The 12,849-nt window shown below is 62.3% G+C and carries 8 protein-coding genes; all 8 read right to left on the bottom strand.

Annotated elements, in window-relative coordinates; genetic code table 11:
- Positions 1-469: 469 nt before the first annotated feature.
- Positions 470-1,243 carry an enoyl-CoA hydratase gene (locus E8E78_RS07090; protein ID WP_016500632.1) on the bottom strand — a complete coding sequence of 258 codons (774 nt, stop codon included), beginning with the start codon at positions 1,241-1,243 and terminating at the stop codon, positions 470-472.
- Positions 1,244-1,256: 13 nt separating this feature from the next.
- Entirely contained in the window at positions 1,257-2,384 is a 1,128-nt protein-coding gene (locus E8E78_RS07085; protein WP_059396119.1) for an acyl-CoA dehydrogenase, read from the bottom strand.
- An 8-nt stretch (positions 2,385-2,392) separates the two neighbouring features.
- Complete coding sequence (locus E8E78_RS07080) at positions 2,393-3,586, bottom strand: acetyl-CoA C-acyltransferase (protein WP_016500634.1); 1,194 nt, start codon at positions 3,584-3,586, stop codon at positions 2,393-2,395.
- 11 nt (positions 3,587-3,597) lie between these two features.
- The gene (locus E8E78_RS07075; RefSeq protein ID WP_016500635.1) at positions 3,598-4,365 is read right to left on the bottom strand and encodes an SDR family NAD(P)-dependent oxidoreductase; all 768 of its coding nucleotides are present in this window, start codon (positions 4,363-4,365) and stop codon (positions 3,598-3,600) included.
- A 13-nt stretch (positions 4,366-4,378) separates the two neighbouring features.
- Complete coding sequence (locus E8E78_RS07070; protein WP_049277830.1) at positions 4,379-6,025, bottom strand: AMP-binding protein; 1,647 nt, start codon at positions 6,023-6,025, stop codon at positions 4,379-4,381.
- A gap of 124 nt (positions 6,026-6,149) precedes the next feature.
- On the bottom strand, positions 6,150-10,430 hold the full coding sequence (locus tag E8E78_RS07065) for an NEL-type E3 ubiquitin ligase domain-containing protein (RefSeq protein ID WP_280337097.1): 4,281 nt from the start codon (positions 10,428-10,430) through the stop codon (positions 6,150-6,152).
- 367 nt (positions 10,431-10,797) lie between these two features.
- On the bottom strand, positions 10,798-11,832 hold the full coding sequence (locus E8E78_RS07060) for an AraC family transcriptional regulator (protein ID WP_049275051.1): 1,035 nt from the start codon (positions 11,830-11,832) through the stop codon (positions 10,798-10,800).
- 57 nt (positions 11,833-11,889) lie between these two features.
- Entirely contained in the window at positions 11,890-12,753 is an 864-nt protein-coding gene (locus E8E78_RS07055) for a LysR substrate-binding domain-containing protein (RefSeq protein WP_049275052.1), read from the bottom strand.
- Positions 12,754-12,849: the final 96 nt, after the last annotated feature.

Raw genomic sequence — 12,849 nt, 5'->3', positions numbered from 1 at the left:
GCATGGATGCCCGTCAAGCGCTGGGCCCCAGGATGGGGCCTGCAGCGCGGTCCTCCCGGGAGCGAGGCCGGAGTGAGGGAACCCCGGAGCGCAGCGCAGGGGCCGGATGATCGGAGCGCAGCGTTTTTTGGTTACTTTTTGTCGCGTTTGACAAAAAGTGACTCGCCGTAAGGGCGAAAAGGTGAATATGCGTCGCCATCGCAAATGGCCTATGCGCGAGCTAAAAACCACCACTGTTTCGCTTTCGCTTGTCGCTTGAAGGCGTCCGTTGTCACGGGGCAGGTCCACCAAAAAACGCTGGCTCTCATCATCCGGACCCTAAGCTTCGCTCCGGGGTCCCCTCGCTCCGGCTTCCTGAAGTCGCAATCTGCGTCGCCTGAACTACCGCGCACTTAAAAGCAAAAGCAAAAACAACGGCAACGGCAACGGCAACGGCAACGGCAACGGCAACGGCACGAACCGAGTCTGATCAGCGATTCTTGAACTGCGCCTCGCGCTTGGCGATGAAGGCGGCCATGCCTTCTTTCTGGTCTTCGGTAGAGAACGCCGCATGGAACACCCGACGCTCAAAGCGCACGCCCTCGCTAAGGGTAACTTCGAACGCGCGATTGACGCTCTCCTTGACCATCATGCTCACCGGAATCGACTTGCTGGCAATGGTCGCCGCTACTTTCAGCGCCTCCTCCACCAACTCTGCCTGCGGCACGATGCGCGCCACCAGGCCAGCACGCTCGGCCTCTTCGGCCCCCATCAGGCGACCGGTCAGGCACAGTTCCATGGCCTTGGCCTTGCCCACCGCACGGGTGAGCCGCTGGGTGCCGCCCATGCCCGGCAGCACGCCAAGGTTGATTTCCGGCTGACCAAACTTGGCGTTGTCCGCGGCAAGGATAAAGTCACACATCATCGCCAGCTCGCAGCCACCGCCCAAGGCGAAGCCAGATACCGCAGCAATGATCGGCTTGCGCCGGTTGGCAATGCGGTCAGCGTCGCTGAACAGGTCATCGACGTAGATCTGCGGGTATTGCAGGTCGGCCATTTCCTTGATGTCGGCGCCAGCGGCAAAGGCCTTGGCCGAACCCGTGAGCACCACACAACCGATGCTCGGATCACGCTCGAGCTGGTCCAGGGCCTGGTTGATCTCGCCAACAATCTGCGCGTTCAGCGCATTCAGTGCCTGCGGGCGGTTGAGGGTAATCAGCCCGACCTTGCCGTGAATGTCCAACAGGATGGTTTCGAATGCCATGCAGTCTGCTCCTTCAAAGATTGCGCGCAATGACCATGCGCTGAATGTCGCTGGTGCCTTCGTAGATCTGGCAAACCCGAACGTCGCGGTAGATCCGCTCCAGCGGGAAGTCACTCAGATAGCCATAACCGCCCAGGGTCTGCAAGGCATCCGAACAGACCTTTTCGGCCATTTCCGAGGCAAACAGCTTGGCCATGGACGCTTCCACCAGCGCCGGGCGCCCGGCGTCACGTAGCGCGGCGGCGTGCAGCACCATCTGCCGGGCCACGGCAATTTTCGTCGCCATGTCAGCCAGGCGGAAGGCCACGGCCTGGTGTTCGATTAGCGCCTTGCCAAAGCTTTGCCGCTCATGGGCATAGTCTCGCGCCACTTCAAACGCCGCTCGGGCCATGCCCACAGCCTGCGAGGCGATACCGATGCGCCCGCCTTCAAGGTTGGCCAGGGCAATCTTGTAGCCCTCGCCTTCTGCACCCAGGCGGTTGGCCACCGGCACACGCACATTGTCGAAGACGATCTGGCAGGTGTCGGACGCGTGCTGGCCGAGCTTGTCCTCCACCCGCGCCACCTGGTAGCCCGGCGAATCAGTGGGCACGATGAAGGCGCTGATCCCGCGCTTGCCGGCCTCGGGATCAGTCACGGCAAACACGATCACTACCCCGGCGTTCTGCCCGGAGGTGATGAACTGCTTGCTGCCATTGAGCACATAGTGGTCACCGTCCAAGCGCGCTCGGGCCTTCAGGCTGCTGGCATCGGAGCCAGCCTGCGGTTCGGTGAGGGCAAAGGCACCCAGCATCGCGCCAGTTGCCAGGGGGGTGAGGAACTGCGCCTTCTGCTGCTCGCTGCCAAAACGCAGGATGGGTACACAGCCTACCGAGTTGTGCACGCTCATGATGGTCGAGCAGGCACCATCGCCAGCGGCGATTTCTTCGAGGGCCATGGCGTAAGCCACGTAACCGGTGTCGCTGCCGCCCCACCGTTCCGGGACCAGCATGCCGAACAGGCCCAGCCCCGCCATCTCCTCGATGGCCTCCTTTGGGAAGCGGTGTTCCTTGTCCCACTGCTCGGCAAATGGTTTCAAGCGTTCCTGGGCAAAGGCGCGTACCGCATCGGCGATCTGTTGTTGCTCGTCAGTTACCAGCATGGTTCACCTCAGTACAGGCATTCGACGGCCATGGCCGTGGCCTCGCCGCCGCCAATGCAGATGGCCGCCACGCCGCGGCGCAGGTTGTTCTGGCGAAGGGCCGACAGCAGGGTCACCAGGATGCGTGCGCCCGAAGCGCCGATCGGGTGGCCAAGGGCGCAGGCGCCACCGTGGATGTTGACCTTGTCGTGGGGCAGGTCAAGGTGTTTCATGGCCGCCAGGGTGACCACGGCAAAGGCCTCGTTGATCTCGAACAGGTCGACGTCGGCCAGGTTCCAGCCGGTGCGTTTCATCAGCTTGTCGATGGCGCCGATCGGCGCGGTCGGGAACAGCGCCGGGGTGTCGGCGAAGGCCGCGTGGCCATGGATGACTGCCAGTGCTTCAAGGCCGCGCTTTTCGGCTTCGGAGCGACGCATCAGTACCAGCGCCGCAGCGCCGTCGGAAATTGAGCTGGAGTTGGCTGCGGTCACCGTGCCACCTTCACGGAAGGCGGGCTTGAGCTGCGGGATCTTGTCCAGGCGCGCCTTGGGCGGCTGCTCGTCATCTTTGATGACGCGCTTTTCCTTGCCCTCGGTAACTTCCACCGGCACGATCTCGGCGGCAAAACGGCCGCTGCTGATCGCGTCCTGGGCACGGGTAAGCGAGGTGATAGCGAACTGGTCCTGGGCTTCGCGACTAAACGCATTGGCCTGGGCGCAGTCTTCGGCGAAGGTGCCCATCAGGCGGCCTTTGTCATAGGCGTCTTCCAGGCCGTCCATGAACATGTGGTCGATGATCTTGCCGTGGCCCATGCGATAGCCGCCACGGGCCTTGTCCAGCAAGTACGGGGCGTTGGTCATGCTTTCCATGCCCCCCGCCACCACCACGTCTGCGGTGCCGGCCAGCAGCAGGTCATGGGCCATGATCGCGGCCTGCATGCCCGAGCCGCACATCTTGTTCAGGGTGGTGCAGGTGGTGTGCTTGTCCAGCCCAGCCCCCAGTGCGGCCTGGCGTGCTGGCGCCTGGCCCAGCCCGGCCGGCAGCACACAGCCGAACAGCACTTGCTCGACACTGGCAGCATCGATGCCGGCACGTTCCACGGCACCACGAATGGCCGCACTGCCCAGTTGTGGTGCGGTCAGGCTTTTCAGGTCGCCTTGCAGGCCGCCCATGGGCGTGCGCACGGCGCTGACGATAACAATCGGATCATTGGCGAGGGTCATGTTCGCTCTCCTTACTTGGCAGCCATGCGCAGTGCACCGTCGAGGCGGATCACCTCGCCGTTGAGCATGCTGTTCTCGATGATGTGACGAGCCAGCGCAGCGTATTCCTGCGGGCGCCCCAGGCGTGGCGGGAACGGCACGCCGGCAGCCAGCGAAGCACGCACTTCCTCGGTCATGCCAGCCATCATCGGCGTTTCGAAGATGCCCGGGGCGATGGTCATCACGCGGATGCCGAAGCGTGCCAGTTCGCGCGCGGCCGGCAAGGTAAGGCTGGCAATCGCGCCCTTGGAGGCAGCATAGGCGGCCTGGCCGATCTGGCCGTCATAGGCAGCGATGGAGGCGGTGTTGATGATCACGCCACGCTCGCCGGCCTCATCGGCAGCCCCTTCAGCCATGGCTGCAGCGGCCAGGCGCAGCAAATTGAAGCTGCCGACCAGGTTGACGTTGATAACCTTGGCGAAGCTGGCCAGGCCATGCGGACCTTGCTTGCCCAGCACTTTCTCGGCACCAACGATGCCGGCGCAATTGACCAGCCCTTGCAAGCTGCCAAAGGCGCTGACGGCTGCATCGACGGCCGCCTGGGCAGCCTGCTCGTCGCTGATGTCAGCCACGGCGAAGCGGGCGTTGTCACCCAGCTCACGGGCCTTGGCCTCGACGGCCTGGGCATTGAGGTCGACCAGCATGACCTTGGCGCCGGCCTCGACCAGCATCTGCGCAGTGGCAGCACCCAACCCGGAGGCGGCGCCGCTGACAATGAAGTGTTTATTGGCTATGTGCATGATCGGTTTCCTTTCAGACGCTGGCAGGGGTGGCCTGTTGCGCTTGTTGTTTGGCGACTTCCTGGTTGCGCAGGATGAAGCGTTGCAGCTTGCCGCTCGGGGTCTTGGGCAGCTCGCTGACGAATTCGATTTCCCTGGGGTAGGCATGCGCGTAGAGGCGCTGGCGCACGTGCTGGCGCAAGGTTTCTTCCAGCTCGACGCTGCCCACATGGCCGTTGGCCAAAACCACGAAGGCCTTGATCAGCTCAGTACGCTCGGGGTCCGGCTTGCCAATCACCGCTGCCTCGATCACCGCCGGGTGCTCGATCAATGCACTTTCCACATCGAACGGGCCGACTCGGTAACCGGAGGTAGTGATAACGTCGTCGCTGCGGCCAACGAAACTGATGCTGCCGTCCTGGTTCAGCTCCACCGTGTCGCCGCTGAGGTAGTACTTGCCGACGAAGGCCTTGGTTGCCTGGCCGTGGTAGCCGGCGAACCAGCACAATGGCGACTGCTCGCGGTCAACCGCGAGGATGCCCGGCTGGCCAGCTGGCAGTTCGTTACCTTGGGCATCCAGCACCACGATGCGATGGCCGGGGATGGCGAAGCCGGCCGAGCCCAGGTGCACCGGATGCAACAAACCATGATGATTGCACAGCACCATGCCCAACTCGGTCTGGCCGTAGTGGTCGTGAATGGTCACGTCCAGTTCCTCGGCGAACCAGCGGATCACCTCCGGGTTGAGGGGTTCTCCGGCGCTGCTGACCACACGCAGCCGGCCTTTGACCGGTGCCGAAAATGCCTTGCCCGCGGCAATCAACAAACGATACGCCGTGGGCGAGCCAGCCAGGTTTGTGATACCCAGCTTGTCGATTACCTGGGCACAGCTTTCAACGCTGAACGGGCCATCGTAGAAGGTGGTGGCATGGCCCAGCGACAATGGGCCGGTGACGGCGTAATACAGGCCGTAGGCCCAGCCCGGGTCGGCCAGGTTCCAAAAGTTGTCCTCGGGGCGCAGGTCGATGGCATCCCGCATGTAACCCTGGAACGCGACAATGGCACGCAATGGCACTTCCAGGGGTTTCGCCGGGCCGGTGGTGCCGGAGGTGAACATCAGCAGAAACGGGTCGTTGCCCGAGCGCATGACCGGTTCACATACCGGCGAGGCAGCATCCAGGCATTGCTGAAAATCCAGCTCGCCACTGCGGGCCCTGACCGTGATGATCGATGGGCAGGCCTGCACCTCATCCAGCTTGGCACGGTTGTGGCTGTCGGTGACGATAACGCGGGCGTGGGACTGTTCAAGGCGGTGTTCGATGGCCTTGGGGCCGAACGCGGTGAACAGCGGCTGGTACACGGCACCGAGACGCCAGGTGGCGAGAATGGTGACCAGCAACTCGGGAGTACGCGGCATCAAGCCCGCCACCCGGTCCCCTGCACCCACGCCCTGCGCCTTGAGCACATTGGCAAAGCGGGCCGCCTGTGCCTTGAGCTGATCAAAACTGTAGCGTGCGCTGTTGCCGTCGCGGTCTTCGTGGATCAGCGCCAGCTTGCCGTCACCGGCATGGCGGTCACAGCATTCGACACAGGCATTGAGGGCTTCGAGGTGGCCATGCAGCGCCGCGCTAGCGGCCTGGGCAGGGTCGAACGCTCGAGCGGCCTCGGCGTAATCACGCATCGTCGGACTCCTGGTTTATTGTTTTTGGAGTTGAACCATAAGTCCGATGATGTTCGCGCCGCTCAACCGCGGCGGCAATGGCCAAAGTTGTCAATCTGAATGACCGGTTTGGCCGCTGCCGGCCTCAGGCCTGGCCGCGCTCCTTGCCATATAACAGTTGGTGAGTCAGGCGCACCAACAGGGCTCGCTCGTCCTGGTCGCGTTCGATGACCAGGTCGTCAAGGCGCTGGGTGACTTCAGCAGGGGCAAGTTCAGCACGTTGCTGCTCTATAAGCTGTACGCGGTCCCGATAGACACGCTCCAGGTTGGTGAAGTACCCGCTGCTCCGTTGGCGCAGGTAACGCTGCCAGAACTCGCGCTGTGCAAGACTATGCGAGAGGTTGAGCAATGTTTCAGCATCCTTGACACGACGCAACGCCTGCGCAATCGCTGCATCGCTAACCTCCGCCGTTTCGCTGGCATCCAGGGTCTGCGGCTGGAAGGGCAACTGTAGTACCTCGTGCAGCTTGACTCGGAAATACAGGTTGATCGTGTCGATGGTATCGTCGTTAACAACCTGCCCCTGGGCTGCGCGTCGGGCTGTTTCGGCAGTGGCACGTCGTTCGACTTGTTCCAGGCGGAACAACCCCCGCCCAAGATTGAGCAACTGATTACCGCGATCAGGTGAGGTGTTGTTTTCAGCCTGGGCAATCGCTGCCCGCTTTAGCAAATCGCTGAAGCGGCGAACGACGCGGTTGATCGAGCCGAACGGGGGGCGCAACTCGGCGAACACTTCCAAACGCAAAGCCGTATTGCTGCACAAGGCATCCAACAGCGTCCACAGGTTGCCCCGCAGGTACTCGCTGGCGTTGACATAGTCTGTAGTGCGTTCCAACTGCTCAACCAGCGCAAACAAACCGACGCTGTCAGGCATGCTTGCCAATTCATCCCACTGCCGCCCTCGCGCCTCCAGTGTGCTGGCTTCGCTACCACCCACCCAAAGCGAACGTGCCCGTTGCAGCCCTTTCAACGACGGCGAAGGCATTACACCTTCTTCCAGAATGACATCGAAGGCATACAGGCGCTGCACGTCATACGTGCTCAGGGGATTGCGCATCACCACGAATATGTGCCGAAAGTACTGCGGCATCCTCAGGACAACTTCCGGTATTACCTTCAGGTGATTACCACACAAGTTCACTTTTTCAAGCGAGCTGCAGAGTTCGAGGCCACTCGGCCAGACGCCCAGCCGGCATTGCTGCAAATCCAGCTCACGCAAATGAGACAGCTGGTTGTAGGGCACAGGATATTGCCCCAGTGGGTTGTAACTCAGGTCTACCGCTTCCAACCGTGGGAGGCGGTTGATTGCGCTGATGGAGCCAAAGTTCAAATGAATGTTGTTACGAGCCAGGCGTAAGGTGCGCAGTTCGATAAGGTAGGCGAAACCTATCGGTACTGCAGATAGCTGGTTACCGACAAGGTTCACCTCGGTCAGGGCCGTAAGGCCGTGGAGGAAGTCCACCGGTACAACGGTGACCGCGGTGTCGTTGATGACTAATGAAACGAGGCGTGGGAAGTCCACCGACAACGGCAATGACGGGAGTGTCGTGATGCTTGGCCCCTCCAGCCTGAGGCGCTGGCCAATGGTGTGTCCTTCGCTGTCGTAAACCTGTTCGCCCTGGAAACGCCAAGCCCTGCGAATGCTGTCAGCGACAACCTTTCGGCACGTTTGGCGGGCCTCGTTCAATTCGCTGCCATACCATTGGTTGAGTGCCCGATCCAATCGGTTGTAGCTATCCTCCAGATCAAGCAGGTGCTGGAATGCCTGATCACCGAAGCCTTGCAGCCGTACAGCCTCTTGCTCGAGCTCGACGTCACCGAGCCCTCGGTACAGTACCCCCAGGCGGGCGCGCAACAGCTGCTGCAGGCCGGTACCGGCTTCGCCGCGGCCGCTCAGCAGATAGCCGACCCTGCCATTGGTCAAACGCTGGCCCGGGTTGAACCACGGGGCTTGCTCACGCCATCCGAGCAGGTACAAGCGGGCGGTGCGCGTGTCGGGCACCAAGGCCTGGAGTTTGGCACGCAATAGCGCGGCAGGCTGCTCAGCGGGCAACCCCATGCGGCCAAGCTGTTCGGGCGTCAGCAGAGCGGCAAGGGCCTGGAAGATCGTGCCTGGTTCGGCGACTTCCGCGGAATGTTCATAGCCCTGCCCATCGAACAAGCGAAAACGTCCGTGGACATGGACCAGTGACACGGTCTCATCCTCGGTCGACATGGCCGACAACCGGGTCAGCAAACGACCGTAGGGCGAGCCGTCGCGTAACTCTACTCCGAGCTGCGAAGGCCAGTTGGGCAGCCTCGACAGCAGGTTGATCACCAGTTCCCCGGCCTCGTCTGTGTAAGCACTGCTTAGAAACACGCCCTGCACTGCCCGGTCCAGTCGCGCCACCTGCGACAAGAAGCGCGCCTTGGTCGCCATCTTCACAGACAGCCTGCCGAGCCTGGAAAGCTTGGCCTGGGCGTTATCGACTTCGGCCACGACCTCCGCGACATAGGCGTCAGGCAAGTGGGGGAAATCTCGCTTTACCAACCTGGCTACGGGGTCATCCGGCAGCCTGACCCGGGTCAGATGCTGCAGCAGAGGCCCCTCCAGCTGGGGCTGCTGCTGCATTAAAGCGGCTTTGAGGGCGGCCGGATCCAGGTCCGTCATTCCAGCCCAGGCCAGGCACCACGCCTGAATCTCGGCATCCCCCCCCACCACCGATGCATCGCCAAGCGATGTGAAGAACGCCTCGATACGGGTGTTGGCATCAAAACGCCGCAAAGTCTCGCGCAGGGTAACCGGCAACGGGCGGTTCTCAATTATCAGGCCGCGGAGCATGTCCTTGTTCATGCCCGCCATGTGTACGATCTGCTGTGCATGGTCGGTGCTCAGCGGTGCCTGGAACGGCCACAACGTATCGAGCATGCGGGCGCTGTCATCCCAGGTCTGCGGGCGCGCCGACCGTACATGCCAACTGCGCTCGCCATTGAACTCCACGACCGGCCCAAAGGTTTCATCACCGCGTGGATGACGCAGCCGCCACGGCCCCTCCGCCTGCGGGCGCTGAACCTCATGGTAGCGATCGCCACTGCGCATCCAGCGGCGTGTACCGCTGCCATACAAGCCATCATCAGCCAGGGTGCGCTCATCGGGCGTCGACTCGTAGACCGTGAGGTCGCTGGACCATAGCCTTTGCTGGCCATTGTCCAGCCTCACCGGCTCAAGGCCATCGACAAAGCGGCTGCGCACGAAGTGGCCGGTAGCGCCGATCACCGCACCCGTCACCGCAACCTGGGCCAAGGTCTCAGCCACACCAAGCAGGTGCTCCAGCGCTTCATGCTGGTGGCCGTACGCCCAGTCCGTCACACCCTCGTAGACCTCGGCAACGGTTTGTACCAGCATTCGCCCCAGCAACAACTCACCCACCACAGGGACAAACATGCCGGCCAGATTGGCCACGTCCCAGCCCAGCGACTTCCAGCTTGCCTGGCGCTGTTTGGCCGCCCGCGCATCAGCTTGTGCCAGCGGCACCAATAGCAGGCTGGCGTCGCTTTTTATCCGTTTTACTTGCTGCTCGACCAGCCGTACGAACACGTCCCCCTGGCCAGTCGTGCCATCCATCTGCAGGTCAGGCTCTGGGTCTTTGAGACGCGTCTGAAGCAGTTGCACGAAGTCCTGACGGTCCTCAAGCGCAATCAACTGGATAAAGTAATTCTGGTATTCAGGTGCATTCAGCCGCTTGACCATGGCCTGATGCATCTGCCCCAGCGTGAGGAAGTGATGCAAGGCCTGCGACGGGTCGCTGGGAAGATAGAGGACCCAGCCACTTGCCTCGCCAGCTGCGTCACGCAACGCGATCACCAGGGCATCTGCCACAGGCTTGCCGAGCATGGTCAACAACCCTGGGTAACCTTGCAGGTGCAGGCCCTCACTGTGCTTGGCATCCGCCACCTCGGCCAGCGCCTCACACACCTGCTCGTTCACTTCACCCTGAATCACTGCCAGCTCAGCAGCTAGCCGGAGCCCCGCACGCTTTTCCGCGACAAGCAGCTTGCACGTTGGAGCGTTGAAGGTTTGATCAATCAGGGTTTGATACAACCTGCCAGTGTCCAGATCCCTGCACGCTTTGACAAAGACATCGTCGACGCGATAGAGCACCTTGCGCCCGCCGTTGACGACAAACTCACCGCGTAGCGGCGTGGCGCCGCTGGGAAAGTTCTGCATGAGACGCAGCAGCGCGGATTGGCGCACCTCGATCGTCCCCAGGGAAAAACCGAGAAAGCCGTCGCTAACCAACCCGCCCTCGGGTTCAAGCCATTCAAGCTCGTTCAGTTTGCTGCCTGCGGGCAGGCGACCCTTGAGCAACGTGCCAAGCTTGTCCAAGGCGAAGATTTGCAGCGGGACAAGCCCTCGGGTGGCTGCGCGAACGCTGTCCTGCCCGGCCTTGTGTTCCTTGAACAGGTTGCGCAGGCGTTTGATTTGTTGCGGGGTCGCTGCACGTAACCATTCGGGCAGCAGCTTGCCGATGAAGGCATCGGTCGCGCTGGCGCGCGTTGGGGTCTGGGCAGCAGGGATTTCGGTGGGGTTGGCCATGATTGGGGGCGATCTTTGTTGACATGGGGAACACCCACTCTGTCAGCTGATACGCGCCGTCATCAGGGGGAACCTCAGCCATCGGCCCCAGGGTCTGCATGAAACGCCTCGAGAGGAGGGGCAGGCGAGGCAGTTTTCAGCGCAGCTTCGTCGAGTATCAAGGCTTTTCCTGTGCGGGCGCTTGTCGCCCCAGCACCAGGCTTCGGTAATGCCCCGGATTGCAACCGAACCACTTGCGAAAAGCCTTGTAGAACGAACTACTGTCGGCAAAGCCTAACCGCTCGGCGATCTCGCCAAGGCCCACTGCGGGGTCGGACAACCAGGCAATGGCCTGCTCGCGGCGTACGCTGTCCTTGAGCCCTTGGTAGGTTTGCCCCTCCTCCACCAGGCGCCGGCGCAAGGTTGAAAGAGAGATGCACAACCCGCCAGCCACGGCTTCGGCATCCGGCAAGCCGGCCGGGTCCATGCGCCGCAACTGATCACGGATGCGCCGCGCGAGGCTAGCGGGGTCACGGTATTTCACCAGGATATTATCCGGCGCACCGGCGAGAAACCGCTGCAACTCCTCTTCGCTGCGCTTTAGCGGCAGTTCCAGGCAATCAGCCGCGATGATCATGCGCGTACGCGGGCGCTCAAAGCAAAGGTTTTCCGAAAACATCACACGATAGTCGTCACAGAACGGCGGCTCGGCACAGCGCAGGTCAATAGCCAGGATAGGGATGCGCCGTCCGGCCAGCCAGCAGGCCACCCCATGCACGATCATCCAGAACGTGAAATAGGTGAATGCGCGGCGCGGTTCGTCACGCGGTTCGTTGATGACGATCTCAGCCAGGCCTTCCTGGCGCACCAGGCTGGGCTGCATGTCTTCGAGCATCAGCGACAGGAACGCCAGCACGGTTTCCAGGCCGGCGCCCAAGGTCGGCTGACCCATGCTGGCACGGCACATGAACGCCAGGCTGCCGCTGCGCAGGCCGCGCGGATCCATCGCGAAGAACTCGTCGTTGCAGCGCCGTGCCAGCAAGCGCCACAGCCGAGCATAGGACTCGGCACTGACCCGCGCCTCTGGCAGGTGCAATTGCTCGACGGCAATGCCTGCCCGGGCCAGCAAGCCGCTATCAGGCTTACCGGCGGGGCAGGTCTGCAACAGCGCTTCGCGCACCAGTTGCATCGAAATCGTATCTTTGTCGCTCATCGACGGTCCTGTCGGCTGGTTGCCGGCCATCTTAGGCTGCCACGCTGAAAACAGCCATCACAGCCCCGCCGCCAGCCCCAGGAATGCCTGGATAAGGCGCAATTCTCGACGACGCTCCAGACAACCAATCAAGTGTTGGTTGATCAGGCCCTCGCCAGATAAGGGTCGTGCGACCACCCGTGGGTCATTGGCCACTTCAGTGGATGAAACAACGCCAATACCCAACTCCGAGGCCACCGCCTCGGTCACCGCCTCACGGCTGTCCAGCTCCAGCAATACCCGCGGTTGCACACCCGCCTTGGTGCAGGCCTTGTCGAAGGTACGCCGGGTGGTGGAGCTGGGTTCGCGCAGCACCATGATCTGCTGGTGCAGCTTGGCCAACGGCAAGTCTTCCTCATCGCTCGCCCAGGCATGCCCCGCCGGCAACAAGGCACACAGGCGAGACTTACAAAGACTTTGCAAATGCAGCCCCTTGCGCGGCTCGATCTCGGTCAGCACAGCCACGTCGGCATGCTCGCTGAGCAACGCAGCCAGGGTTTCCTGGGCATTGCCCAGGCGCAGGTTGACGGTGATGCCCGGGTAGCGCTCGCGCAACAGCGCCAGCATCGGCATCACCCGGTGCGGGCCATCGGCTGCCACCTCCAGGCGCCCGGTCAGCAACTGGCGATTGGCTTCGAGCATGGCCTGTGCTTCTTCGGCCAGGCCAAACATGGCGCGGGTGATGGCCGCCAGGCGGATGCCTTCTTCGGTCAACTCCACACGCCGTGCGGTGCGCCGCAGCAAGGTGATCTGGTAGTGCTCCTCCAGGGCCTTCACGTGCCCGGTCACCGCCGGCTGGCTGATGAACAGGCGCTCGGCAGCACGCGTAAAACTGCCCTCTCGGGCCACCGCGTCGAAGGCACGTAGCTGGAACAGGTTCATATTTATCGGCCTGACTTATAGCTGGGATAACAACAAACAATTTGATTGATGACAGCCCGAATTGCAACCTAGGCCCCGTAGTTTCACTCCACCGCT

Source organism: Pseudomonas sp. BN505 (assembly GCF_029873175.1).
Lineage (GTDB): Bacteria > Pseudomonadota > Gammaproteobacteria > Pseudomonadales > Pseudomonadaceae > Aquipseudomonas > Aquipseudomonas putida.
The sequence above is the reverse complement of the archived record's forward strand: the minus strand, read 5'-3'. Positions and strand labels throughout refer to the sequence as shown.

Coding starts and splice junctions, on each gene's coding strand:
- E8E78_RS07090 (WP_016500632.1), bottom strand. CDS start 1,243: ATGGCATTCGAAACCATCCTGTTGGACATTCACGGCAAGGTCGGGCTG.
- E8E78_RS07085 (WP_059396119.1), bottom strand. CDS start 2,384: ATGCTGGTAACTGACGAGCAACAACAGATCGCCGATGCGGTACGCGCC.
- E8E78_RS07080 (WP_016500634.1), bottom strand. CDS start 3,586: ATGACCCTCGCCAATGATCCGATTGTTATCGTCAGCGCCGTGCGCACG.
- E8E78_RS07075 (WP_016500635.1), bottom strand. CDS start 4,365: ATGCACATAGCCAATAAACACTTCATTGTCAGCGGCGCCGCCTCCGGG.
- E8E78_RS07070 (WP_049277830.1), bottom strand. CDS start 6,025: ATGCGTGATTACGCCGAGGCCGCTCGAGCGTTCGACCCTGCCCAGGCC.
- E8E78_RS07060 (WP_049275051.1), bottom strand. CDS start 11,832: ATGAGCGACAAAGATACGATTTCGATGCAACTGGTGCGCGAAGCGCTG.
- E8E78_RS07055 (WP_049275052.1), bottom strand. CDS start 12,753: ATGAACCTGTTCCAGCTACGTGCCTTCGACGCGGTGGCCCGAGAGGGC.